We start from the raw sequence: 23,171 nt of genomic DNA, 5'->3' as shown, positions 1-23,171 counted from the left end.
GTGAGCGCCTGACCGCATGTCGATCAAAGCCGCGATCTACCACCTGACGCATTATAAATATGACCGTCCGGTTGTCCTCCAGCCCCAGATCATCCGGCTGCAACCGGCGCCACAGAGCAAGACCAAGGTGCTGAGCCACTCGCTCAGGGTTTCGCCGTCGAACCATTTCGTCAACGTGCAGCAGGACCCGTACGGCAACTACCTCAGCCGCCACGTCTTCCCCGATCCGGTCATGGAACTGAAGATCGAAGTCGACCTCGTTGCCGACATGACGGTCTACAACCCGTTCGACTTCTTCGTCGAAGAGCGGGCTGAGGTCTGGCCGTTCGAATATCCCGAAGAGCTCCGCGACGACCTCTCTATTTATATGCGGCCGCAGCCGGCGGGGCCGCTGCTCACCGAATTCCTCCGCGGCGTCGACCGCACGCCGATGAACACCGTCAACTTCGTCACGGCTCTCAATGCCCGGGTACAGCGCGAGATTGGATATATTGTCAGGCTCGAAACCGGCGTGTTCGAGCCCGAGGAAACGCTGGGTCGCGCCCAGGGCTCGTGCCGCGATTCGACCTGGCTGATGGTCCAGGCGCTGCGCCACCTGGGCTTTGCCGCCCGCTTCGTCTCCGGTTACCTGATCCAGCTGAAGCCCGATCTCGTCTCGCTCGACGGCCCTGCAGGTACCGACCACGATTTCACCGATCTCCACGCCTGGTGCGAGGTTTACCTCCCCGGCGCCGGTTGGATCGGTCTTGATCCGACCTCCGGCCTCCTCGCTGGCGAGAGCCATGTGCCGCTGGCCGCCACTCCGCATTATCGCAATGCCGCGCCGATTTCGGGCTTCACCAGCTTTGCCAAGGTGGAGTTCGACTTCGCCATGACGGTGAGCCGGGTTGCCGAGCACCCGCGAATCACCATGCCGTTCTCCGACGCCAGTTGGGACCGGCTCAATACTCTGGGCCGCAAGGTCGATGAAGAACTGAAGGCCAACGACGTTCGCCTGACCATGGGCGGTGAACCGACCTTTGTCTCGATCGACGATTTCGAGGCCGGCGAGTGGAACGCCGATGCCGTCGGCCCGACCAAGCGCGCCAAGGCCGATGCCCTGATCCGCCGCCTCCGCGAGCGCTTCGCTCCCGGTGGGTTGCTGCACTACGGCCAGGGCAAATGGTATCCCGGCGAGACCCTGCCGCGCTGGACCTTCTCGCTCTACTGGCGCCGCGACGGCAAGCCGGTGTGGCAGAATGAGAAACTATTCGCCCATGAGGGTGTGCTCACCGAGGCCAAGCCCGGCGACGACAAGCGGCTCCTCGACGAGATCGCCCACAATCTGGGGCTGGGTGGCGACACGATTGACCCGGCCTACGAGGATCCGGGCGACTGGCTGGTGAAGGAAGCGCGGCTGCCGCCCAATGTTGATCCGGCTAACCCTGAGCTTGCCGACCCCGAAGCGCGAGCCCGCATGGCCAAGGTGTTTGACCATGGCCTCAACAATGCCACCGGCTATGTGCTGCCGGTGCAGCGCTGGAACGCCCTGCCCGACAAGTCGCACTGGATCACCGAGAAGTGGAAGACCCGGCGCGGCAAGCTGTTCCTCGCCGCGGGCGACTCGCCTGTCGGCTACCGCCTGCCGCTGAGTTCGCTCAAGCACGTCGAGGCGACTGCCTACCCGCATGTCGTGCCACGCGACCCGTTGGTCGAGGTGGGCAACCTGCCCGAGGTCGAAGAGCTGCTCAGCAAGAAGATCGAGGTGCGGATCGGCCATCACGCCCAGCCCTCGACCTTCACCGCCGACGCCACCGACAACCAGCAGATTGCCGAGCAGGTGCTCGACGAGATCGACAGCGTCGTGCGCACCGCCATTACGGTCGAATTGCGCGAGGGCCGCCTTTGCGTCTTCCTGCCGCCGGTCTCGACGGTCGAGGACTATCTCGAACTGATCGCCGCGGCCGAAGAGGCCGCCAAGACCATCGACCTGCCGATCCATGTCGAGGGCTATGCCCCGCCCTACGATCCGCGGCTCAACGTCATTCGCGTGGCCCCAGATCCAGGCGTCATCGAGGTCAACGTTCACCCCGCCTCGAGTTGGGAAGAGTGCGTTGCGACCACTACCGCCGTCTATGAGGAAGCCCGCCTCAGCCGGCTCGGCGCCGACAAGTTCATGATCGACGGCAAGCACACCGGCACCGGCGGCGGCAACCATGTGGTGGTCGGCGGCGCGACGCCTGGGGATAGTCCGTTCCTCAGACGGCCTGATCTGCTCAAGAGCTTAGTGCTACACTGGCAGCACCACCCATCGCTGTCCTACCTGTTCTCTGGCCTGTTCATCGGGCCGACCTCACAGGCCCCGCGCTTCGACGAGGCCCGGCACGATAGCCTCTATGAACTCGAAATCGCCATCAAACAGGTGCCCAAGCCCGGCGAGGGCACGCCGCCCCTGCCGTGGGCGGTCGACCGCCTGTTCCGCAACCTGCTGGTTGACGTCACCGGCAATACGCATCGTTCCGAAATCTGCATCGACAAGCTCTATTCCCCCGATGGGCCGACCGGCCGACTCGGGCTGGTCGAGTTCCGCGGCTTCGAGATGCCGCCGAACGCGCGGATGAACCTTGCCCAGCAGTTGCTGGTGCGGGCGCTGATTGCGCGGTTCTGGAAATCACCGATCGATGGCCGCTTCATCCGCTGGGGTACGACGCTGCATGACCGGTTCATGCTGCCGCAGTTTGTGTGGGCCGATTTCCTCGATGTGCTGGCCGACCTGAAGCAGCACGGCTTCGATCTCGAGCCGGAATGGTTCGCGGCGCAGCTCGAATTCCGCTTCCCGTTCTGCGGCGAAGTCGAAGTCGAGGGCATGAAACTGACGCTGAACCAGGCGCTCGAGCCCTGGCACGTCATGGGCGAACAGGGCGCCATCGGTGGCACCGTGCGCTTTGTTGATTCATCGGTTGAACGACTTCAAGTAAAACTCGAAGGCGTCAATCCTGATCGCTATCAGGTGACCTGCAACGGCCGCGCTGTGCCGCTGACGGCGACCGGCGCCGCCGGGGTTGCGGTGGCGGGCGTGCGCTATAAGGCCTGGCAACCGTCCTCGGGCATGCACCCAATGCTGCCTGTTAACGCCCCGCTGCACTTCGATATCTACGACACCTGGTCCGGTCGATCGATCGGCGGCTGCACCTACCACACTGCGCATCCTGGTGGCCGCAACTACGAGACCTTCCCAGTTAACGGCAACGAAGCCGAGGCGCGGCGGCTGGCGCGTTTCGTGCCCAATGGCCACACGCCGGGCCCGTTCACGCCACCCAACGAAGCGCGAGCTGAGCTGTTCCCGTTGACGCTGGACCTGCGCATGCCCGTCTGAGTCGTGCGGAAACGCCCGACAGCCACGTGGCTTCGGGTTTCTGATCAGTTTGCCGCCCTTGGGTGCGGCATGGGCGGGACTTCGTCGCGGTGCGGGTAGACCCGCGAATTGGATACGGTGGGACTATCGCCCCGCCCATTGCGAACGGTCTTTTGGCCCGGGGTTACCGCTGAAGCGTGCAGAGTCCCGAAACCCTGGGAGCAACGGCTCGCCCCCAGCCCGATCCCCTTCCGCGATGCCCCGTTGGCACCTCGCATCGGAAAGGTGAGCGCATCATAACCCCGCCCCAGGCGGCGGGGATAGGTCTGGGCGGAAACCGGCCTACCCGTTTCAATGGGCCGTCGCAACTTGCGCCTATAAGTCAAAAAAACCTGTGACAGCCGGTTGATCTCCCCGGCGATTGCCGCTTGTCTATCACCACCCCGAGGCCGCGTTTGGTATGCAGACTCTCACACTTCTGGTTCCCCTAGCGCTGGCCGTGGTCGTCCTGCTGGGTTGGGTGTGGCTACGTCAGTCCGCAAAACGCGCGCACCAGCGCCAACGGCTGGACACCCCTTCGCAGCCCGTTGTCGCTCGCTCCAATGCTTCGGAACTGGCAGGCAGCAAGATGCTGAGCGCCCTCCGCGCGGAGGCCGACAGCGACACGATCGTTCTTCCAAACCCGTTACGGCAGCGGCGCTAGCGCGACCGAGGACAACGTTGCGCCGCGGCGTCAACCGGTTAGCGTCATGCTATCCACGCCCTTTGTGACAGCATGACCGTTGGTTTTTTGACCATTCAGTAGAAAACTGCTTGCGCTTCCGGGGGCAAACTATAGCGCTAGTGACCATGATCGAGCGGAATCAACGACAGCCAGCGAGAAAGCGTGGGGCACCCGGCCTCATTGCCGACTACAAACTGGTGGCGGGCGTCTCCGACGAGATGATCGACGCGACCGGAGCTATACGGCCCGGCTGGTCCACCCTCATCAACGCGCTCGATGATCTGGGCCCTTCCGAGGTTGCCGCGCGCTTCGAGCGCGCCGATCAATATCTCCGGGACGCTGGCGTTTTCTACCGCAAGTATGATGGCGCCGAGGGCAAGGAGCGCGCCTGGCCCCTCGCCCACCTGCCGCTGATCATCGACGACTCGCAATGGGCCACCATCTCGCGTGGCCTGACCCAGCGCGCCGAACTGCTGGAAAAGATCGTTGCCGACATCTATGGCGACAACGAACTGGTCAAGCGCGGCCTCCTGCCCCCTGAACTGATCGCGCGGAACACCGAATTCCTCCGGCCCATGGTCGGCATCAAGCCGGCGAGCGGGCACTTTTTGCACTTTTGCGCCTTTGAGCTGGGGCGCGGCCCTGATGGTGGCTGGTGGGTGCTGGGCGACCGCACGCAGGCACCCTCGGGCGCCGGCTTTGCCCTCGAAAACCGCGTTGCGACCACCCGCGCGCTCTCCGATATCTATGGCAAGATGCATGTGCATCGGCTGGCGAGCTTCTTCCGCGCCTTCCGCGACGCCCTCAATGGTATCGCCCGCGCTGCGGATGGCCGCGTCGGCATCCTGACCCCCGGCATCCACAACGAAACCTATTTCGAGCACGCCTACATTGCCCGCTACCTCGGCTTCATGCTGCTGGAGGGTGAAGACCTTGTGGTCGACAACGGCCAGGTGATGGTGCGCACCGTCTCTGGGCTGAAGCAGGTCAGCGTGCTGTGGCGCCGTCTCGACGCGAGCTTTGCCGATCCGCTGGAACTGCGCTTCGACAGCCGTATCGGCACGCCGGGTATGGCCGAAGCGGTGCGCCAAGGCTCGATTTCGATCGTCAACGCACTCGGCACCGGCATCCTCGAGACCCGCGCCTTTTCGGCGTTCATGCCGAATTTGAGCCGCGCGCTGCTCGGCGACGATCTTGAACTGCCCACCATTGCCACGTGGTGGTGCGGACAAGAAGCGGAGCGCAAGCACGTCATCGAAAACTTCGACCAGATGATGGTTGGTCCGGCCTTCGCGACCGGCCTCGCCATCGACGACCCCAAGAGTGCCGCTCTCGGCAAGCGCCTGCCTCTGGCCGAACGCGAAGCCATGCTGGCGCGCCTTGAGACGGACGGAGGCGCCTTTGTTGGCCAGGAGCCGGTGCGGCTCTCGACCGCGCCGGTGTATTTTGGCGGCAAGCTTGAACCCCGCCCAATCACGCTGCGCGTCTATGCGGCGCGGACCAAGGACGGCTGGATCGTAATGCCCGGCGGCTTCGCCCGCGTCGGTTCCACAGGAGACACCACGGCAATTGCCATGCAGCGCGGCGGCCAGGCGGCCGACGTCTGGGTCGTCAGCCCCAAGCCCGTCGAACGCGTTTCACTGCTGCCGCGTGAGGGCGAAAAGCTGGTGCGCGTCTCCGCCGGCAGCCTCCCCAGCCGTGCCGCTGACAACCTGATCTGGTTGGGCCGGTACGCTGAGCGCTGCGAAGCGACCGTGCGCATTCTTCGCGCCTATAACGCCCGGCTGGCCGAGAGCTCCAACCCCGACCAGGCAATCCTCAAGGACACACGCGCCTATCTCGATGGCATCGGGGTCGATCCCAAGCAGGCGTTGCCCACCGGACTGCTGGCGGCGATCGATAGCGCCGTGCACAGCGCCAGCCAGATCCGCGATCGCTTCTCGCCGGATGGCTGGCTGGCTCTCACCGATTTGCGCAAGACCGCGCGCAGCTTTGCGCAGAAGGTCCAGCCGGGCGACGACGCGACGCGCGCCATGACCGTGCTGCTGCGCAAACTCGCCGGCTTCTCCGGCCTTGTGCACGAAAACATGTACCGCTTTGCCGGTTGGCGCTTTCTTGAGATCGGGCGCCGCCTCGAACGCGGCATCCAGATCGCCGGTATCGTCGCCTGGTGCACGCGGAAGGGCGCGCCAGAGGGCTCGCTGGACCTGTTGCTGGAGATCGGCGACAGCGTCATGACCCATCGTCGGCGCTACGCGGTGAGCGCAGGTGTCGATTCCTATGTCGACCTGCTGGTGCTCGATCCGCTCAATCCACGGTCCGTCGCCTTCCAGGTGGCCGAGTTGCGGGCCCAACTGGAACGTCTCCCGGGCGGCATCGACGACGGCCACCTGTCGCCGGCCACCCAGGCGGCACTGTCGCTACACACCGAGTTGCGGGTCACCGAGCCCGATCTGATGACCGCCGCCAAGCTCAACCGCCTTCGCACCCAGATCGGCAGCCTCGCCGGCCTGATTGCAGACGCCTATTTCGTCTAGGAGCGGGGCCGTGCTCTACGACGTCCGGCTCGAACTGCATTACGACTACGAGGCATCGGTGCATGGCGACCGCCACCTCGTGCGCGTCACCCCAATCACCATTCCCGGCGTGCAGCGGGTGATCGCGACCTCGCTGTCGTTCGAACCGCGCCCCGAGCAGGAGACCACGTTCTCCGATTTCTTCGGCAACACCGTCACCACGATCGCCTACTCCGGCTCGCACGACCGCCTCGATGTGCGCCTCGCCGCTCGCGTGCAGGTTGAAGACCTCCACCCACCCGCTGACCTGTCTCCCACGGTTGCCGGCCTGCAACAGGAAGTGGCGGCGCTCTGGTCGCTCGATGCCAACTCGCCGCACCACTTCCTCAGTGCCTCCCCGCGCATCCCGATCGACCGCGAGATCACGGCCTACGCCGCTGAAAGCGTCGCACGCACGCTTTCGGTGCAGGCCGCAGCCATGGATATGTGCCTCTCGATCTATCGCGACTTCAAATACGACAAGGACGCCACAGACGTCGGCACCACCCCGGTCGAGGCGTTTGCGCTGAAGGGTGGGGTCTGCCAGGACTTTGCCCATGTCATGATTGCCGGGCTTCGAGGCGTTGGCATTCCGGCCGGCTATGTGTCGGGCTTTTTGCGCACCATCCCGCCCAAGGGCAAGCCGCGCCTCGAGGGTGCGGATGCGATGCATGCCTGGGTACGGGTCTGGTGCGGACAGCATGCCGGGTGGATCGAGTTCGATCCGACAAACGCCATGCTCGCGGGCCCCGATCACATAACCATTGGCCACGGCCGCGACTATTCCGATATCTCACCCATTGTCGGCGTCCTGCGCACCAGCGGCGACCATCACGCCAAGCAATCGGTCGACGTCCTTCGCGTCGAATAGCCTGCCCTTCCCTTAGATATTTGCTTGATCCCCGGGAACCAATCCCGGGCGTTGCCGTTGTTTTGGCATTCGACAAAGCAACACGCGACTAAGCAAAGCGCAGTGCTTTGAAAATTCAAAGCAGGGATTTTAGCCATGAGTTCGATCGAGATTGCCAACCTCGAGCATGCAGGCCGCGTTGCGATGGCCTGGAGCCCTGAGGCGTACGATGGAAAGTCTAGCTATACTGCAGTCCTTCTTGCGCTTATTCTGGCATTTTGCTCGTGACCGTGACTTTTCTTATTTCCATTATCTAGGAGCGTCACATGACAATCAGCACCATCCTGATAATTATTCTCATTCTGCTCGTCATCGGCGCTGTTCCCGCCTGGCCATATTCCAGATCCTGGGGTGCCTTTCCCTCCGGCATCCTCGGTGTCGTGCTCGTGATCGTCCTCGTCCTTATGCTGATGAGGGTGTTCTAGCGCGCAAGCGGTCCCATAGGCCGCCCCCCTTGGGACTTGCATATGACCCTCCGGCCCTCCCTGGCCGGAGGGTCTTTTGCATTTGATGTGGCGCAAAATCTGCGCCGCGCTCAAGTGCAATACTGGTGGAACCTTGGCGCGGTCGCAGCGTTATCGCCTTACAAACGCAAGGAGCGAGAAATATGGCTTCCACGACTGATATGGCCCCCGGCCGCACAAACACGCCCGCCGCGCCCGCTCGGCGCGCCAACAGCTCGCGCCGTCCCAGCGCACCGGCGCGCAATGAGGACGACCTTAGCGCCCAGGTCACCCAGCTGCAAAGCGACCTCAAGCAGATCGCAGTGACGTTGGCGACCTTGGCTGAAAACAAGGTCTCCGATGTGCAGAAAGTGGCACAGAAAGAAGCGCACAACCTCGCAAAGACGGGCCAGAACGCTCTCGAAGACGTGCAGGACGAGTTCGGCGAACTCGAAAAGCAGTTGAAGGACTCCATCCGTCAAAAGCCGCTGACCGCCGTGGCTGGCGCTATCGCGCTTGGCTTTATCCTGGCCGTAGTGTCGCGCTAAGACAATGAACCTTCTCCTGACGCTGGCATCGCTGCTCGGCATCGAAATCGAAGTCCTCAAGGAGCGGGTCAAAAAGGACGTCGCGGCCTGGCTGGTCGTGGCGTCATTTGCTGGGATTGGGGTCGTTTTCCTGCTGGTCGCTCTCCACGCCTGGCTGGTGACGGTTATGGGTCCGATCTGGGCGCCGTTAGCGATCGCCGGCGGCGCGCTGCTCATCGCCTTGATCGTGTTTTTCGCAATGCGCATGGCCGACGCGGCGGAGCATCGGCGGTCACTCGAGCGCAAGCATAATGTCGACCGGACGGCCCTCGTCACCACGGCAGCTATTGCGGCTTTCCCGCTCGCAATGAACTCGGACCTGATGAAGAAAGTTGGTCTGCCAATCGGCGGCGCTCTTGCGGCAGCGTATCTGCTTCGAAAGCCAGGCCGTCACCACAGCACCGAAACCGACACCCCGTCCTGACTCCCACCCAGCAACCTTTCTGGAGGTTGATGCGTTGAATGTCACCGAGCGGAACCACAACGCGGTCCGCTCGGAACCGATCCAAGGAGTGTGAGCTATGACCCACATCAAAGGAAAGATCGCATCGATCCTGACTGATCAGGACATGCCGACGGACGAAAAGATTATCGTGCTGCGCCAGCTGGAGGCAGATTCGCTCTCCAAGGAACGCAGTGCCACTGAAGGAATGACACCCGTCGACGGCGACGACGGGGAAGACCTCAAGCTTATCGAGATCGCACTGCGCACCCTGGGCGAAGGCCCGGTGGATGCCGGAGCAGCAAGCCTTTAGCCAGAACGCCAAGTCTATCCGGCCTCGCTGCATTTCAGGATGCTGCGAGGCCTTTTTCGTTGGCTGCGGCGATATCGGCCAATGGGCTTGCCGGCGCCACCACTTTGAGCGCGCCAGCATGGATTTTGAGGCGCACCTGCCGCTCAAGCGGCACCAACTCACCATCGATGACCGCTCGGAATGATTTCTTGGTGCGCCGAAACGTCAGCGTCAGATCCCGCACCTCTTTTTCCGACACCATCGGATGCTGCTTCCATTTGCCGAACATCAGCGTGACGGCCAGCCTCGCCAGCTCGACGCTGGGCATCGGCTCAACGACATAGACACCGAGCACGCCCTTGTCGATTTCCTCGGCATAGGGCACGTGCCCCTCCATCAGCCGGTTATTGGAGATCGCGATGGCGGTGGCGCGGCGCTTCTCGGTGCCCTTTCTGGTCGTCAGTTCGACATCGAACACCAGGGGCCGCGACAGCGCTTCAAACACCGCCCGGACGCTGGCGGCCATCTTGCCGATACGGCTGTGGTAGACCATGCCGTTGCGAATCCGCACCAGCCGCGAATGCATGCCTACCGTGAACTGATGGACGAAGGGCTGGCCGTTGGCGGTTGCGATATCGACGTGTTGCACAACGCCTGTTGCCACGGCCTCGAGTGCCTGATCGAGGCCGAGCGGCATCTGAAGGGAACGGGCGAAAAGGTTCATGGTGCCAGCCGGCAGCACGGCAAGCGGCTTTCCCGCGGCAAAGCAGACCCCGGCCGCGGCCGAGATAGTGCCATCGCCGCCGCCGGCCATCAGGGCATCGGCAGCGGGGTCGGCAGCGGCGTGTTGGAGGGCAGGCACCAGCTCGTCGCTGCTCACCACACGGCAGTCGAGACTATGCCCATGTGCGGCGAACAAGGCGGTGGCGTTGGTGGCAAACGCAGCCATATCCATGGTGCGAAATGTCCCGCCATCCTTGTTCAAGACGCCGATAAAATGCATGCCATCGCTCCAATGCCTGGCCTGGGGCTGAACGTCCAGACGGCGACTAAATGAATGGCCGCTGGCCTTCCTCAAGCCCGGACCAGCCCGACAATTCCATCAGTCCTGCCTCGTCCAGAACCTCGCAGGCGCTGTCATGCCAGCGGATGAACTTTCGGTCGACCAGCTTGCGTAAGGTCTTGTTGGTGTGCACCACCGACAGGCCCAACGTATCGGCAACGTGTTGCTGGGTAATGGGGATCAGCATCTTGCGGCCCGTACCAAAGCCCAGTCGGTTAGCGCGCTGATAGATGAAGGCGATCAGATAGGCGGCACGCTCCAGCGCACTGCGACGCCCGACGCTGAGGAGGTTCTCATCGAGCATCCTCTCCTCGCGCGAGGCGAGCCAGGTGATATCGAACGCCAGGCCGGGATGGTTGCGAAACAGTCCCGGCAGGCTGTCGCGCTGGAAAACGCAAAGAACGACCGGGGACAGCGTTTCGACTGAATGCTGCATTTCACCGATCACCGAACCCTGCAGCCCGACGAGATCACCCGGCAACAGGTAATTGAGGATCTGCCGCCGCCCGTCTTCGAGCATTTTGTAGCGGAACGCCCAACCCGACAGCAGGGTGAACAGCTGCGCGCTGTGCGAGCCTTCCGACAGGATCATCGAACCCGCATCCGCCACCAGCTCGCCGCGTTTGAACTGCTTGACGAACTTGAGTTCCTCCGCCTCGAAAGGGCGGAAATGCGGATTGGCGCGTAGTGGACACTGCTCGCACGGAACCCGCCGCGCGGTCTGCGTCGCCTGCTCACTCATCGGGGTTACCCGATATGCGGCATTGCGGTGACCTGGGCGGAAACCCCGTCAGGGCCATAGTCGGTCTCGCCTTCCACCTGCAGCGCTTCCTGCAGGCGCGAGCGGGCGCGGCTGACGCGGCTCTTCATGGTGCCGACGGCGCACTTACAGATCTCGGCGGCTTCTTCATATGAAAAACCCGAGGCGCCGATCAGAATGATCGCTTCGCGCTGGTCATCAGGGAGCTTGTCCAGCTCGCGCTTGAAGTCGCCAAGGTCCAGTATCCCGTATTGCGACGGGTTCACGGCCATGCGCTCGGTCAACAGACCATCGCTGTCCTGCACTTCGCGTCCGCGCTTGCGCATCTGGCTGTAAAATTCGTTGCGGAGAATGGTGAACAGCCATGCCTTGATATTGGTGCCCATTTCGAAGCTTTCCTGCTTCGCCCAGGCCCGCATCACGGTGTCCTGCACCAGGTCATCGGCCTTGTCGTGGCGGCCTGTCAGCGACACCGCGAAGGCCCGGAGGCTTGGCAGGGTGGCCAGCATCTCGCGTTTGAAGCTCGGGGTTTCCGGGGTCATAGCGCTACTCGCTCTTGCCGGTTTTGGCGCTCTGCTCCACCTGATCGAGCTTTTCAAGCAGGTCCAGAAGCTTGGAGGGGATGCCCTCCTCCTCGACGGCGCCATAAAGCGCGCGGAGCTTGCTGCCGATATCTGAATTCGGGCCTAGGCCGTCATTTGTACGGCGCTGCCGAATACTACCTGCTTGGTTCATGGTCGTCTTATCTTTCATTAGCCCTGCCCCGCGGTCAGAAATCACGCCCGTTTCCTACCGCCAGAGGAAAAAAGCACCAGCCGAAAAAAAGTTCCCGCCCGTTGCAACCTTTTTTTGAGTACCGGCGTTTTCAACGATGTTAAGCTTGGAATGCGCCAGGGGAGTAGCCTTACGATGACTTTGTCCATGCGGATTGCACCGCATTTGCCGTATCTGCGCCGGTTTTCTCGCGCGGTAACCGGCTCCCAGACGTCAGGCGATGCCTACGTCGCAGCGGCCCTTGAGGCGCTGATCGCAGATCTCTCGATCTTCCCCGAAGGCTCGAACGATCGCATCTCGCTCTACAAACTGTTTTCCGCGCTGTTCTCGACTTCGGCCGTGCGCGTACCCGAGCCCAACTCCACCTACCCTTGGGAATCCCGCGCAGCAGCCAACCTCGCCAACCTCGCTCCCAAACCGCGTCAGGCGTTCCTGCTGGTTGCAGTCGAGGGCTTTACCCACGCCGAAGCCGCTGAAATCCTTGGCACATCGCCGGCCGAGTTCGCCGCGCTTCTGGCCGACGCCTCGGCAGAAATCTCCCGCCAGGTGGCAACTGACATCCTCATTATCGAGGATGAACCGCTGATCGCCATGGATATCGAGCAGATGGTCGAGGGCCTTGGCCACCGTGTGGTCGGCATTGCCCGGACCCACAAGGAAGCGGTGGCGCTCTACCACAAGACCCAGCCGCGGATGATCCTTGCGGACATCCAGCTGGCCGATGGGTCTTCGGGCATCGACGCCGTCAACGACATCCTTTCGACCCACCCCGTGCCGGTGATCTTCATCACCGCGTTCCCGGAGCGCCTGTTGACCGGTGAGCGTCCTGAGCCGACGTTCCTCGTCACCAAGCCGTTCAACCCGGACATGGTCAAGGCCTTGATCAGCCAGGCGCTTTTCTTCGACGAGGGTTCGCGCGCAGCGGCCTGATTGAAGTAGACATGATCGCATTTGAAGAGCCGGGCCCTGCCCGGCTCTTTGCGTTTTGGGCCAGATTTCGCTTTGCCCGGCATGTGCCTTAGCCTGAACTCCTGCTAGGCAGAGTCGCGAACGGTTTGGGGATGGCGTGATGACATTTGAACGCAAGGTGGTGCCGCTGAGGGGCGATACGCCGGGGCAGGTCACCGAGTTCACCTACTACGTCATCGGCCCGCGCGATGCGCCGGAGAAGGTTCATCTGCAGGCAGCGCTGCATGCCGATGAACACCCCGGCACGATGCTGCTGCATCACCTGTTGCCACAGCTTCGTCATGCCGATGAACAGAACCTGCTGAGGGCGCGGTTCACGGTGATGCCGCTGGTCAATCCGCTCGGCATGGCCAACTTCTCGTTCCGCCACCACCTTGGACGGTACGACCCCAACACCGGCGTCAACCACAACCGGCGCTGGCCGGATCTGTTCGCCCAGATCCGCACCCAGCTCGCCGGGCGCCTCTCCGAGGACGAGCGCTTCAACGTCAACCTGATCCGCAAGGCTGTCGCCCAGTGGATCGATGCGCAGCAGCCGCGCACTGTTGCCGAGCAGTTGCGCCTCCTGGTGTTGCGCGAGGCGCATGATGCCGAGTTCGTGCTCGACCTCCACTGTGACAATGACTCGCTGCTCCACATCTTCACCTCGCCCGAGCTGATGCCCGAATTGCAGGATCTTGCCGACTGGATGGGGGCGGCGGCGACTTTGACCGCGGCAGATTCCGGGGGCGGATCGTTCGACGAGGTGCTGCCGCAACTCTATCGCAAGGTGGCACTCGCCAATCCGGGCAAGCCCGTGCCGATGGCCAGCGCCACCGCGACGCTCGAATACCGCGGCACGGCCGATGTGTTCGACCATTTCGGTGCCGACGACGCGCGGCGGCTCTGGGGGTTCCTGTGCGAGCGCAACCTGATCGACGCGGATCCGGGCCCTCGCCCTGGCACGTCGCCCGGCGGGACATCGCTTGAAGCCACCGAGATCGTGCGGGCTGACCGGCCGGGGCTGGTGGCTTACCGGGTTGAGCTGGGCGAGGTGGTCAAGAAGGGCCAGCCGATCGCCGACATCATCGCGCTCGATGGCCCGGAGGCTTTCATGGCCCGAACGCCGGTATTTGCAGGCACCGACGGGTTCGTGCTCTCCCGCGTCGAGCGGAAGTATGCGGCGCGCGGCGCCTCGATCATGAAGATCGTCGGCACCCTGCCGCTGGCGGCAAGGAAGGGCGCGTATCTGCTGGAGGATTGAGGGGGTAACTGCCCCTCACCCGGCCGCTGCGCGGCCACCCTCTCCCTCAAGGGGAGAGGGAAAGAGGGGGCGAGATTGTGCCACAACTCCCCTCTCCCCTTGAGGGAGAGGGTGCCCGAAGGGCGGGTGAGGGGAAGGCTTACTGCAGCCCGAACTCCCGGTGCCCCAGCGCCGTCATGATGCCCCGCAGTTCCGCGAGACCCTTGAGACGCCCAATTGTCGGGTAGCCGGGCTGGGCGCGGCGGGTGAGGTCGTCGAGGATGTCTTGTCCGTGGTCGGGCCGCATTGGGATTTCCCAATCCGCCCTGCCCTCGCGCTTGCGGCGGGCTTCTTCGGTGAGGATCGCCGCGATCAGCGCCACCATATCGGTATCGCCGCCGAGGTGCTCGGCTTCAAAGAACGAGCCGGAGATCGCGTCGCTGTCGCGCTTGACGTTGCGGAGGTGAAGGAAGTGCACCTTGGGGCCGAACTGCCGCATCATCGCCGGCAGGTCGTTGTCCGGCCGGGCGCCGAGCGAGCCCGAACAGAGCGTCATGCCGTTGGCGGGGCTATCCACCGCATCGAGGATCGCCTGGTAGTCGGACGCCGTCGACATAATGCGCGGCAGGCCGAGCAGCGGGAACGGCGGATCGTCGGGATGGCAGCCGAGCCGAACGCCGACCTCTTCAGCCACCGGCACGATCTCCGAGAGGAAATCGATGAAATGCTGCCGCAGCCGGTCGGCAGAGATATTGCCGTATTCGGCCAGATGCGCCCGCACATCTTCCAGCGTCATGCTCTCGGTGGAGCCCGGAAGGCCCATCGTCACATTGCGCGCCAGCTGCTTCTGGCCAGCGTCATCAAGCGCGGCAAAACGGCGTGCGGCTTCTTCAACCACAGCTGGAGTAAACGCCTCCAACGCACCGGGGCGCTTAAGGATATGGATTTCGAATGCCGCGAAATCGTTAATGTCGAACCGCATGCACGAGCCGCCATTGGGGAGGCCCCAGCGGAGGTCGGTGCGGGTCCAGTCGAGCACCGGCATGAAGTTGTAGCAGACCATTTCGAGCCCAGCCGCCGCGACGTTCCTGAGGCTCTCTTTGTAGTTGGCGATGAGCTCGCGCCAGGCGCCCTTCTGCTTCTTGATGTCTTCGGAAACCGGCAGGCTCTCGATCACATCCCACTCGATTCCCGAGGGCGAGCCGTCCTTGCGGACGCGCACCAGCTGCTGGCGCTTGGCGATCTCTTTGGGCGACCAGACGGTGCCGTTGGGAATGTGGTGCAGCGCCGTGACGATGCCTTCGGCACCGGCCTGAACCACATCATCGATGCTGGCGAGATCTGCTGGTCCGAACCAGCGCCAAGTCTGCCTCATATCTGAGCCTCATTGAGTAAAATGAGGGGAGCGGGCTAGGCCCGCTGCCCGGTCAAGTCAACGCCCTTCAGCCCATCGCCGCGACGAGCAGCGCGCGATAGTCGGCGGCCGAGGCAACGCGTGGGTTGGTGGCGTGGCTGTGGTCGGCCAGCGCCCGCTCGACCACCCAGTCGAAATGATCTTCCCGCACCCCCAGCAGCCGCAGCCCGGGCGCAATACCGAGGCGGACGTTCAGGGCATCGAGTTCATCGGCGAGATCGGCATCGGGCTTGAGCCCCATGGCCGCCTTGAGCCGCGACAGCTTTTCGACGATGGCGACGGCATTGAAGCGCAGCACCGGCGGCATCAGGATGGCGTTAAGCGTGCCATGATGCAGCGAGACATCCTTGAGGCCGCCCAGCGCGTGGCTGAGCGCATGGACGGCGCCAAGACCCTTCTGGAACGCCAGCCCGCCCATCAGCGCGCCCATCAGCATTTCGGTGCGCGCCGCGAGGTTCTGGCCATCGCGATAGGCGATCTCCAGCGCGCCCCAGATGCGGGCCGCACCATCGAGCCCAATGGCTTCGGCCGGCGGGTTGATGCGCGGCGAGCACAGCGTTTCGATGCAATGGCTGAGCGCGTCGAGACCGGTGGCCGCGGTAAGCCCCGGCGGCAGGCCCAGCGTCAGTTCCGGATCGGAAATGGCGCGCTTGGGGATGAGGTGCGGAGAAATGAAGCCGAGCTTACGGCCATCATCGAGTGTGAGCAGCGCGGCGCGCCCGACCTCGGCGCCGGTTCCGGCGGTGGTCGGAATGGCAATCAACGGCGCGACCTTACTGGTGATGCGATCAAGCCCACCATAGATCATGGCGTATTGCTCAAGCGGCACCGGGTGCGTCGCGAGCAGCGCCACGCCCTTGGCAAGATCGATGGGCGAACCGCCGCCGAGCGCCACGAGGCCATCGCAGCCTTCTTCTTGGTACATGGCCAGCGCCGCCAGCACGGCGGATTCGGTAGGGTTGGGCGGCGTATCGACAAAGACCGGCGTGCCCTCGGGCAGGAAGGCCAGCGCCTTGGCGGCGATGCCGGCGGCAACGACGCCCTTATCAGCCACCAGCAATGGGCGCTTCAGCCCGAACTCGGTCATTGCGTCTTTCAGTGTGGCAAGGGTGCCGACCCCGAATTCGATAGCAGTCAGATAGGCAATACGGCTCATTTCAACTCCCCCTCAGGCACTAACAATTCAACTCTTGCAATGACCTAGCCATTGGCAATTTCGATAAGGACATCAGCATGGCACGGCGTGCCCGGTTTGCACCAGCAGGCGAGGTTATGTCCCGCGAGTTCTGTGCGGATCAGGTCGAGCGACGGCGCAGGCCCCGGCGACAGCGGCGAAGTGCTGAGCGCGCCGATCAGCCATTGGGTGCAGAGGTCCACCGCCCGCGCCTGCGCCTCCGCCGGGTCGAGCGTGTAGCGCTTGGCAATCTCGGCGATGACGAACGGATTGCCCCATTTGCCCGGCCGCGCCACGATCTTTGCCGGCAAGCCGTTCAACTCGCGCGACGCCTCCTGCAGGTTAAACCCCTTCTTGCGGGAAAGGTGCAGGCGTTGGGGCTTGGCGCTCACCGGAGCTCCTTGTCGTAGACGAATTTCGGCATTTCCAGCTTAAGAATGATTGCGGCGACACGGAGGGAAAAGCCAATGACGATGACGCCCACGACCACTAGATCGTGCGGCAGGCCCCATTGCAGGCCGTAATAGTAGAGGACGCCCGAAACGATCGCGACGGTGGCATAGAGCTCGGACGAGAACACCAGTGGCACGTCGTTGCACAGCACATCGCGCAGAATCCCCCCCACGATCCCGGTGACCAACCCCGAGACGATGATGATGATCGGCGACAGGCCCAGCTCGATCGCGATGTTGCAGCCGATGATGGTGAAAACCACCAGACCCAGCGCATCGAGCAAGAGGAATGGCCATTTCAGCGCATCCATGAAGCGGGCGAGCGCTATGGTGAAGAGCGCCGCACCGCAGCAGATGAGCAGCAGATAGGGGTTCGCCACCCAGGTCAGCGGGTAGTGACCGAGCAGCGTGTCGCGCATCGTGCCGCCGCCGAGCGCCGTGACGCAGGCGAGGACGCACACCCCGAACCAATCCATCTTGCGGCGCCCGGCAGCAAGCGCCGCGGTCATCGCTTCAGCGGCAATGGCGATATAGAAGATGACCTGCAGCAGCATGGCGTTCCCCAAAGGCGCAATTCAAAGTGCGACCCGCGGCGAGTAGAGCGGCTTGCTAGTCCGCCGTCGACTGGATGGTGACGATCTTCACGTCGAAATCGCTGCAGGCATCGTCCTTGCAGATGCCGTTGAGCCAGACCTCGCCATTGCCGAACATCACGCCGTCGGCGTTGACGAACAGGTCCTCGTATTTCTGGGATACCACCGCCTGAGAAATCGCATCGGTGATGATCTGGTCATACTGGGCGATGAAATCTTCTGGGCCTTCGATTGTCACTTCATCGCCGCCCTCGCGCACCGTGATCGGGTAGCTGACCCAGTCCGCCACGACCGCGGCCTCGCCAGCACCGACCGCCGCCTGAATAGCCTCGAACGCTTCGCCGTACTTGGCAGGATCGCCCAGCACGGTTTCGATGGAGGCGTTCACATCCGCCACGCTCTGGGCGAATACCGGGCTCGCGCCCAGCGCCAGTATCAACGCGAACAGGGCCAGGCGTTTCATGTCAGTCTCCGGTCAAAATCAGGTGGTTCGATCGTTATTCCTAGCGCACCATCAGCCAAAAGAGGAGATCGCTCAATGCGTAAGCCACAGAGTGTGAAAGCGTTGGAAGAACTCGGTCGGGTGCGGCTCAGCCCCAGCTTCTTCATGCGCGATTTTCTCCATTCCGAGATCGCCAGCTTTCACGGCATCCCCAATATCCCCGACGATCCCGACCTCGCCATCGCCGCCGGCCGCCAGCTTTGCGAACAACTGCTCGAACCGCTTCGTGCCCGCTTTGGCCGCATCTCCATCCGCTCAGCGTTCCGGTCGATCGAGGTCAACGGCTTCGGCAACGCACACAAGCTCAACTGCGGGCGCAACGAGACCAATTTCGCGGGCCACATCTGGGACCGGCGGGATGCCGCAGGACGGATGGGGGCGACCGCCTCGATCATCGTGCATGCCGCGATCCCCTATTACGAGGCGACGGGTCAATGGGAAGCCATCGCCTGGTGGGTGCATGACCACCTGCCCTACGACAGTATGGAGTTCTTTCCGCGCTACGCCGCCTTCAACATCCAGTGGCGCGAGGAACCGCGCCGCGACATCTATTCCTTCATTCCGCCGCGGCGCGGCTGGCTGACCAAGGGGGATCGCGCGGATGGCCTCGGTGATCACAGCGCGCACTATGCCGAATGGCTTACGAGCCTCGTGCGTCGTGAGGGGTGACAGCGCCAAGATCAGCCGATACCTCTAGGCGACCACCGAGGACGCACCATGACCACCCATCGCTTTGTACCCACCCAATGGCACAATGTGCTGGGGACGCTCCCCGCCGCCCTGCTGGTCTCCTCAGGTGACGTGATCATCACCGAAACGCTCGATGCGGCCGGGTACGACAAGGACGGCATCCAGCGCAAATCCGGGCCCAACCCGATGAACGGCCCGATCTTTGTGGAAGGCGCCGAACCCGGCGATGCGCTGAAGGTCGAAATCCTCCGCATGACGCCCAACCGCGCCACCGGCTGGACCCGCGCCGTGCTCGCGGGCAATGTCGTCGACCCCGAAACGGTGCGCGACCTGCCGCCGCGCGACCGGGCCGAATGGGCGATCGACCGCCAGGGCGGCACCGCAACGCTTGATCCGCCGGTGGCCGGCATCGAGAATTTCGTTCTTCCGCTGGAGCCGATGATCGGCTGCTTCGGCGTCGCGCCCGCCATGGGGCAGGCCTTTTCCACTGCGACCAGCGCCGAGAACGGCGGCAACATGGACTATCGCGGCTTCGGCCCCGGCGCGACGGTGTGGTTTCCGGTCGCGGTTCTGGGCGCGCTATTCTTTCTCGGCGACTGCCACGCCACCCAGGGCGATGGCGAAATTGTCGGCACCGGCATCGAGACCAGCTATGAAGTCGAAGTGCGCCTGACTCTCGAAAAGGGCAAGAAGCTCACCTGGCCGCGCGGCGAGAATGCCGACGACATCTTCTCGGTCGGCAATGCCCGCCCGCTCGACCAGGCGCTGCAGCACGCCACCACCGACATGCTGGAATGGCTCACCACCGACTACGGGCTCTCGAAGGTTGCGGCGAGCCACATCATGGGCCAGGTGGTGCGCTACGATGTCGGCAACGTCTACGACCCCGCCTACACCATGGTCTGCCGCATCGCCAAGAAATGGCTGCCGCAACGTCAATAACGGACGACCTCTCTCGAGGCCGTTGCCTTCCGAGCCGTTGGAAACCATGTTACTGCGTGAGCAGTTGTACGGGTTTGTGCGTTGCGCTATCCATGGATGACAACGTAAACACCTTGTTAACCAAGGATACGGGGGGATGCCGGGAACGCGGAAGACCGCGAACTGGCAGCGGATCGCAGTGAACGCGTACCAACCAATACCTATAGCTGACCCGCATGTGGTGCCGGTGGACGCCGCGCTCCTCTATCCGCGCGTCAAAGGTCCCAAAGACATCATCGTCGGCAACACAGCGCAGACCTTTGCGTTTCAGCTCGACGACGATCTCACCAAGCTGGTCTCGCTGATCCCCAACAAGTCGATACTGCGCGTCGTGGTGCGTTATGCCACCGATGTTGTTGTGCAGCAGGACAGCTATGAACTGCCCGCGAGCACGACCCCGACCGTCACCGCTGACAGCCAGGGCATCATAGTGCGCTGGCAGGCGCGTCTGCTGCCGCGCCTACCGTGGCCGCTTGTTGCGCGGAAGCGCCGGTTTTAGGCCTTAGCCGCCGATCTTGCCGCCCAGTTCATCCTCGATATGGATGCGGATGATCTCGTCGAAGCTGGTTTCGGCCACAAAGCCCAGTGACTCAGCCCGCTTGGTTGCGAAATTGCGCGGCCAGCCTTCGACAATCTTGTCGATCTTGGGATCGGGCACTTCGCGGATCAGCTTGACGGCCTTCTCGCCGGCCACCCGGCGCAGCGCCTCGATTTCGGCGCCCACGGTGGTGGAAAGACCGGGCGCGGAGAGCGTCCGGCGCCAGCCAAGGCGGTTGGTGTCGATTTCGGCGGCGTGGATCAGGAAGCCGACAGCGGCGCGCGGGCTGGCGAACCAGTGCCGCACATCCTTGCTGACCGGCAGGATCGCCTCCTGCCCCACCAGCGGCTCGCGGAGGATATTGGAGAAGAACCCTGAGGCCGCAAGGTTGGGCTTGCCCGGACGGATGACGATGGTGGGGAGGCGGATGCCGATGCCATCGACAAAGCCCTTGCGGGAATAGTCGTTGAGCAGCAGCTCGCAGATCGCCTTCTGCGTGCCGTAGCTGGTCAACGGCGTCAACGCGAATTCGTCGCCGATGGCTTCGGGGAACGGTGCGCCGAACACCCCGATCGAGGAGGTGAAGACGAGACGCGGCAGATACGGCGCCTTGATGCCTTCCTGGCGGATCGCTTCGAGGAGATACCGCGTGCCATCGAGATTGATGCGATAGCCCTTATCGAAATCGGCCTCGGCCTCGCCCGAAACGATGGCGGCGAGGTGAAAGATCACGTCGGCGCGCTTGGCGGCCAGGGTCACAGCTGCGCCGGGAGCGGACAGGTCAATGGCGAGGGTTTCGACCGGGCCCTTGAAATCGATCCCCGAAGGCTGGATCACGTCGGCGAGCGTGAACTTTTCAATGTCTTTGCCGGCCAGACGGCCGGTTTTCAGCAGTCCGGCAGTGAGCTTGCGCCCGACCATGCCGGCCGCGCCGATGATCAGAATGTGCATGGAGTCTCCCCTGATTTTGCGGGGAGACTACCCATTGTGACGCGCCGCGCAAGCACGCAAGAAGGATTATTGCGCGGTATAGCCGCCATCGACCAGGTGGTACGATCCGGTGATGAACGAGGCTTCGTCGGAGAGCAGGAACGCCGTCAGCGCCGCCACTTCCTCAGCTGTGCCCATGCGGCCAAGCGCGTGGAGGCCGGCGAGGTAAGTCTGCGTTGCGGCATCGAGATGCTGGTCGATCAGCGGGGTGTGGATGAAGCCCGGCCCGATCGAATTCACGCGGATGCCCTTCTTGGCATACTCAAGCGCCGCGTTCTTGGTGAGCCCCACCACGCCATGCTTGGCGGCGACATAGGCAGGCGAGGTCGCAAAGCCGACGCTGCCGAGGATCGAGGCCATGTTGACGATGGCACCGCCGCCCGAAGCGAGGATCGCCGGAATCTCATAACGGAGGCCGTAGAAGACGCCGTTGAGATTGATATCCATGACCTGATGCCAGCCGTCGAGCGGATATTCGCCCGTCGGCGCCGCCGGACCGCCGATCCCGGCATTGTTGACGGCCAAATGCAGCCCACCATAGGTCTCGGTCGCAACTTTCACCAACGCCTCGACTTCACTGGCCACGCCCACGTTGCCGGCGGCCGCTGCGGCAGTTCCGCCTGCAGCCTTTATCGCTGCAACAACCGCGTTCGCGCCCTCGATATTGAGGTCAGCCACAACCACCTTGGCGCCTTCGGAAGCAAGGCGCTTGGCAATCGCCTCGCCTATGCCGGACGCCGCGCCGGTGACCAGCGCAACCTTGCCTGAAAAATCGTAAGCCATTCTCAAATCTCCACTATTTTTTGCGTCTACCCAACCTAGATGGGGACCTTATAGCGGATGCGTCAGGGCCACATTGACGCAGGTCAAGCTTGCGGAAGGTCCTTAGCAGACCGTGGCCAGCCGCTCGCGGCAGGTGGCGAGAACCTCGTCGCCGGGGCGCTTCCACCAGGTGTCGCGGGAGAAGATTTCGACCTCTTGCGGGCCATGGTAGCCGGCAGCTTCAAGCATGAACCGGATAGCTTTGAGGTCGATCACCCCGTCCCCCATCATGCCGCGATCGAGCAGCATGTCGCGGGTTGGCACCAGCCAGTCGCAGATATGGTGCGCAAGAATTGCCCGCATCGCTCCGGCCCGGAGGATAGCGGCCGCGAGGTTGGGATCCCACCACACATGGTAGACGTCAATAGCGACGCCGACGCCGGCACCGAGCAACGCACAAAGATCCAGCGCCTGATCGATGGTGTTCACGCAGGCGCGGTCCGCCGCATACATCGGGTGCAGCGGCTCGATTGCCAGCGGCACGCCGGCGGCGCGTGCATGCGGTAGCATGGCTGCGATGCCATCGGCGACCATCTTACGCGCGCCGACAATGTCCTTGGACGATCCAGGAAGGCCACCAACCACCAGCACAAGGCAATCCGCGCCAATCGCTGCCGCTTCGTCTATGGCGCGCAGGTTGTCATCGTTTGCTTTGGCGATGCCCTCGGGCGTTGCGGCCGGAAACATGCCACCGCGGCAGAGGCCGGTGACGCGCAACCCGTTCGATTTGACGATCCGCGCTGCTTCTGCGAGCCCGACGCTCTCCACCTGATCCCGCCACGGCGCAATTGCGGTGATGTCGTGACGGAGACAGCCGTCGACCATCTCGCCGAAGCTCCAGCCGTTGCGCAGGGTTGCGAGGTTGATGGAGAGGGTCTGGTTGGTCATGGGCAGTTACCTGCGGCGATGCAGGCACCGGTCCGCCTTCTCCTCTTGTGGG

The 23,171-nt window shown here is 63.4% G+C and carries 24 protein-coding genes; 12 read left to right on the top strand and 12 right to left on the bottom strand.

Going from position 1 to position 23,171, the window contains the following annotated elements; all coding sequences use genetic code 11:
• Positions 1–16: 16 nt before the first annotated feature.
• The 7 genes from ACO06J_RS02490 to ACO06J_RS02460 all read left to right on the top strand — a co-directional run bounded on the left by ACO06J_RS02490 (position 17) and on the right by ACO06J_RS02460 (position 9,308).
• Positions 17–3,355 (top strand): DUF2126 domain-containing protein, encoded by a 3,339-nt coding sequence (locus ACO06J_RS02490; protein WP_421759117.1) that lies wholly within the window; start codon positions 17–19, stop codon positions 3,353–3,355.
• 828 nt (positions 3,356–4,183) lie between these two features.
• Positions 4,184–6,595 carry a circularly permuted type 2 ATP-grasp protein gene (locus ACO06J_RS02485; protein ID WP_421759116.1) on the top strand — a complete coding sequence of 804 codons (2,412 nt, stop codon included), beginning with the start codon at positions 4,184–4,186 and terminating at the stop codon, positions 6,593–6,595.
• A gap of 10 nt (positions 6,596–6,605) precedes the next feature.
• Entirely contained in the window at positions 6,606–7,484 is an 879-nt protein-coding gene (locus ACO06J_RS02480; protein WP_421759115.1) for a transglutaminase family protein, read from the top strand.
• A gap of 305 nt (positions 7,485–7,789) precedes the next feature.
• Positions 7,790–7,948 (top strand): DUF3309 family protein, encoded by a 159-nt coding sequence (locus ACO06J_RS02475; protein WP_421759114.1) that lies wholly within the window; start codon positions 7,790–7,792, stop codon positions 7,946–7,948.
• Positions 7,949–8,130: 182 nt separating this feature from the next.
• Complete coding sequence (locus ACO06J_RS02470; protein WP_421759113.1) at positions 8,131–8,514, top strand: DNA gyrase subunit B; 384 nt, start codon at positions 8,131–8,133, stop codon at positions 8,512–8,514.
• Between the two features lie 4 nt (positions 8,515–8,518).
• Entirely contained in the window at positions 8,519–8,977 is a 459-nt protein-coding gene (locus ACO06J_RS02465) for a phage holin family protein (protein ID WP_421759112.1), read from the top strand.
• Between the two features lie 97 nt (positions 8,978–9,074).
• Positions 9,075–9,308 (top strand): hypothetical protein, encoded by a 234-nt coding sequence (locus tag ACO06J_RS02460; RefSeq protein WP_421759111.1) that lies wholly within the window; start codon positions 9,075–9,077, stop codon positions 9,306–9,308.
• Positions 9,309–9,342: 34 nt separating this feature from the next.
• Here the strand turns inward: ACO06J_RS02460 and ACO06J_RS02455 are convergent, their stop codons facing one another.
• The 4 genes from ACO06J_RS02455 to ACO06J_RS02440 are packed head-to-tail and all read right to left on the bottom strand — an operon-like array spanning position 9,343 to position 11,863.
• Entirely contained in the window at positions 9,343–10,290 is a 948-nt protein-coding gene (locus ACO06J_RS02455; protein ID WP_421759110.1) for a diacylglycerol/lipid kinase family protein, read from the bottom strand.
• A gap of 46 nt (positions 10,291–10,336) precedes the next feature.
• Positions 10,337–11,092, bottom strand: coding sequence for a Crp/Fnr family transcriptional regulator (locus ACO06J_RS02450; protein WP_421759109.1), 756 nt, complete (start codon positions 11,090–11,092; stop codon positions 10,337–10,339).
• A 5-nt stretch (positions 11,093–11,097) separates the two neighbouring features.
• Positions 11,098–11,652: an RNA polymerase sigma factor gene (locus ACO06J_RS02445; protein WP_421759108.1), complete on the bottom strand. Its 555-nt coding sequence runs from the start codon at positions 11,650–11,652 to the stop codon at positions 11,098–11,100.
• A gap of 4 nt (positions 11,653–11,656) precedes the next feature.
• The gene (locus ACO06J_RS02440) at positions 11,657–11,863 is read right to left on the bottom strand and encodes a NepR family anti-sigma factor (protein WP_421759107.1); all 207 of its coding nucleotides are present in this window, start codon (positions 11,861–11,863) and stop codon (positions 11,657–11,659) included.
• Positions 11,864–12,019: 156 nt separating this feature from the next.
• Between ACO06J_RS02440 and ACO06J_RS02435 the strand changes: the two genes are divergently transcribed.
• Together ACO06J_RS02435 and ACO06J_RS02430 are read left to right on the top strand one after the other, a co-directional pair.
• Positions 12,020–12,814: a response regulator gene (locus ACO06J_RS02435; protein WP_421759106.1), complete on the top strand. Its 795-nt coding sequence runs from the start codon at positions 12,020–12,022 to the stop codon at positions 12,812–12,814.
• A 139-nt stretch (positions 12,815–12,953) separates the two neighbouring features.
• Positions 12,954–14,096, top strand: a complete 1,143-nt coding sequence (locus ACO06J_RS02430) for a succinylglutamate desuccinylase/aspartoacylase family protein (protein ID WP_421759105.1) — start codon at positions 12,954–12,956, stop codon at positions 14,094–14,096.
• 139 nt (positions 14,097–14,235) lie between these two features.
• Here the strand turns inward: ACO06J_RS02430 and uxuA are convergent, their stop codons facing one another.
• From uxuA to ACO06J_RS02405, 5 genes are all read right to left on the bottom strand, one after another.
• A complete protein-coding gene (gene uxuA, locus ACO06J_RS02425; RefSeq protein ID WP_421759104.1) occupies positions 14,236–15,450 on the bottom strand; it encodes a mannonate dehydratase in 1,215 nt (404 codons plus the stop codon).
• Between the two features lie 67 nt (positions 15,451–15,517).
• The gene (locus ACO06J_RS02420; RefSeq protein WP_421759103.1) at positions 15,518–16,645 is read right to left on the bottom strand and encodes an iron-containing alcohol dehydrogenase; all 1,128 of its coding nucleotides are present in this window, start codon (positions 16,643–16,645) and stop codon (positions 15,518–15,520) included.
• Between the two features lie 44 nt (positions 16,646–16,689).
• Positions 16,690–17,055 (bottom strand): DUF4326 domain-containing protein, encoded by a 366-nt coding sequence (locus ACO06J_RS02415; RefSeq protein WP_421759102.1) that lies wholly within the window; start codon positions 17,053–17,055, stop codon positions 16,690–16,692.
• Entirely contained in the window at positions 17,052–17,669 is a 618-nt protein-coding gene (locus ACO06J_RS02410) for a trimeric intracellular cation channel family protein (RefSeq protein ID WP_421759101.1), read from the bottom strand. The genes ACO06J_RS02415 and ACO06J_RS02410 overlap by 4 nt, the downstream gene beginning before the upstream one ends.
• 55 nt (positions 17,670–17,724) lie before the next feature.
• Positions 17,725–18,171, bottom strand: coding sequence for a hypothetical protein (locus ACO06J_RS02405; RefSeq protein ID WP_421759100.1), 447 nt, complete (start codon positions 18,169–18,171; stop codon positions 17,725–17,727).
• Positions 18,172–18,246: 75 nt separating this feature from the next.
• On the opposite strand from ACO06J_RS02405, the gene ACO06J_RS02400 reads away from it, so the two are divergent.
• From ACO06J_RS02400 to ACO06J_RS02390, 3 genes are all read left to right on the top strand, one after another.
• A complete protein-coding gene (locus ACO06J_RS02400) occupies positions 18,247–18,879 on the top strand; it encodes a hypothetical protein (RefSeq protein ID WP_421759099.1) in 633 nt (210 codons plus the stop codon).
• 48 nt (positions 18,880–18,927) lie between these two features.
• Positions 18,928–19,842 carry an acetamidase/formamidase family protein gene (locus ACO06J_RS02395; protein WP_421759098.1) on the top strand — a complete coding sequence of 305 codons (915 nt, stop codon included), beginning with the start codon at positions 18,928–18,930 and terminating at the stop codon, positions 19,840–19,842.
• Positions 19,843–19,978: 136 nt separating this feature from the next.
• Entirely contained in the window at positions 19,979–20,380 is a 402-nt protein-coding gene (locus ACO06J_RS02390; protein ID WP_421759097.1) for a hypothetical protein, read from the top strand.
• Positions 20,381–20,383: 3 nt separating this feature from the next.
• Here the strand turns inward: ACO06J_RS02390 and denD are convergent, their stop codons facing one another.
• From denD to ACO06J_RS02375, 3 genes are all read right to left on the bottom strand, one after another.
• Positions 20,384–21,370, bottom strand: a complete 987-nt coding sequence (gene denD / locus ACO06J_RS02385; RefSeq protein ID WP_421759096.1) for a D-erythronate dehydrogenase — start codon at positions 21,368–21,370, stop codon at positions 20,384–20,386.
• A 66-nt stretch (positions 21,371–21,436) separates the two neighbouring features.
• Positions 21,437–22,192 carry an SDR family NAD(P)-dependent oxidoreductase gene (locus tag ACO06J_RS02380; protein WP_421759095.1) on the bottom strand — a complete coding sequence of 252 codons (756 nt, stop codon included), beginning with the start codon at positions 22,190–22,192 and terminating at the stop codon, positions 21,437–21,439.
• A 102-nt stretch (positions 22,193–22,294) separates the two neighbouring features.
• The gene (locus ACO06J_RS02375; RefSeq protein ID WP_421759094.1) at positions 22,295–23,119 is read right to left on the bottom strand and encodes a sugar phosphate isomerase/epimerase family protein; all 825 of its coding nucleotides are present in this window, start codon (positions 23,117–23,119) and stop codon (positions 22,295–22,297) included.
• Between the last annotated feature and the right edge of the window lie 52 nt (positions 23,120–23,171).

It is taken from the genome of Devosia sp., assembly GCF_965229025.1.
GTDB lineage: Bacteria > Pseudomonadota > Alphaproteobacteria > Rhizobiales > Devosiaceae > Devosia_A.
Note: the sequence above shows the minus strand (reverse complement) of the source record. Positions and strands in the feature narration are given on the sequence as shown.

Excerpts from the sequence above, each read along its gene's own strand:
- ACO06J_RS02490 (WP_421759117.1), top strand. The coding sequence starts at position 17 with ATGTCGATCAAAGCCGCGATCTACCACCTGACGCATTATAAATATGAC.
- ACO06J_RS02380 (WP_421759095.1), bottom strand. The coding sequence starts at position 22,192 with ATGGCTTACGATTTTTCAGGCAAGGTTGCGCTGGTCACCGGCGCGGCG.
- ACO06J_RS02455 (WP_421759110.1), bottom strand. The coding sequence starts at position 10,290 with ATGCATTTTATCGGCGTCTTGAACAAGGATGGCGGGACATTTCGCACC.
- ACO06J_RS02375 (WP_421759094.1), bottom strand. The coding sequence starts at position 23,119 with ATGACCAACCAGACCCTCTCCATCAACCTCGCAACCCTGCGCAACGGC.
- ACO06J_RS02450 (WP_421759109.1), bottom strand. The coding sequence starts at position 11,092 with ATGAGTGAGCAGGCGACGCAGACCGCGCGGCGGGTTCCGTGCGAGCAG.
- ACO06J_RS02395 (WP_421759098.1), top strand. The coding sequence starts at position 18,928 with ATGACCACCCATCGCTTTGTACCCACCCAATGGCACAATGTGCTGGGG.
- ACO06J_RS02410 (WP_421759101.1), bottom strand. The coding sequence starts at position 17,669 with ATGCTGCTGCAGGTCATCTTCTATATCGCCATTGCCGCTGAAGCGATG.
- ACO06J_RS02435 (WP_421759106.1), top strand. The coding sequence starts at position 12,020 with ATGACTTTGTCCATGCGGATTGCACCGCATTTGCCGTATCTGCGCCGG.
- ACO06J_RS02405 (WP_421759100.1), bottom strand. The coding sequence starts at position 18,171 with ATGAAACGCCTGGCCCTGTTCGCGTTGATACTGGCGCTGGGCGCGAGC.
- uxuA (WP_421759104.1), bottom strand. The coding sequence starts at position 15,450 with ATGAGGCAGACTTGGCGCTGGTTCGGACCAGCAGATCTCGCCAGCATC.
- ACO06J_RS02475 (WP_421759114.1), top strand. The coding sequence starts at position 7,790 with ATGACAATCAGCACCATCCTGATAATTATTCTCATTCTGCTCGTCATC.
- ACO06J_RS02400 (WP_421759099.1), top strand. The coding sequence starts at position 18,247 with ATGCGTAAGCCACAGAGTGTGAAAGCGTTGGAAGAACTCGGTCGGGTG.
- ACO06J_RS02445 (WP_421759108.1), bottom strand. The coding sequence starts at position 11,652 with ATGACCCCGGAAACCCCGAGCTTCAAACGCGAGATGCTGGCCACCCTG.
- ACO06J_RS02470 (WP_421759113.1), top strand. The coding sequence starts at position 8,131 with ATGGCTTCCACGACTGATATGGCCCCCGGCCGCACAAACACGCCCGCC.
- ACO06J_RS02390 (WP_421759097.1), top strand. The coding sequence starts at position 19,979 with ATGCCGGGAACGCGGAAGACCGCGAACTGGCAGCGGATCGCAGTGAAC.
- denD (WP_421759096.1), bottom strand. The coding sequence starts at position 21,370 with ATGCACATTCTGATCATCGGCGCGGCCGGCATGGTCGGGCGCAAGCTC.
- ACO06J_RS02440 (WP_421759107.1), bottom strand. The coding sequence starts at position 11,863 with ATGAAAGATAAGACGACCATGAACCAAGCAGGTAGTATTCGGCAGCGC.
- ACO06J_RS02460 (WP_421759111.1), top strand. The coding sequence starts at position 9,075 with ATGACCCACATCAAAGGAAAGATCGCATCGATCCTGACTGATCAGGAC.
- ACO06J_RS02485 (WP_421759116.1), top strand. The coding sequence starts at position 4,184 with ATGATCGAGCGGAATCAACGACAGCCAGCGAGAAAGCGTGGGGCACCC.
- ACO06J_RS02420 (WP_421759103.1), bottom strand. The coding sequence starts at position 16,645 with ATGAGCCGTATTGCCTATCTGACTGCTATCGAATTCGGGGTCGGCACC.
- ACO06J_RS02465 (WP_421759112.1), top strand. The coding sequence starts at position 8,519 with ATGAACCTTCTCCTGACGCTGGCATCGCTGCTCGGCATCGAAATCGAA.
- ACO06J_RS02430 (WP_421759105.1), top strand. The coding sequence starts at position 12,954 with ATGACATTTGAACGCAAGGTGGTGCCGCTGAGGGGCGATACGCCGGGG.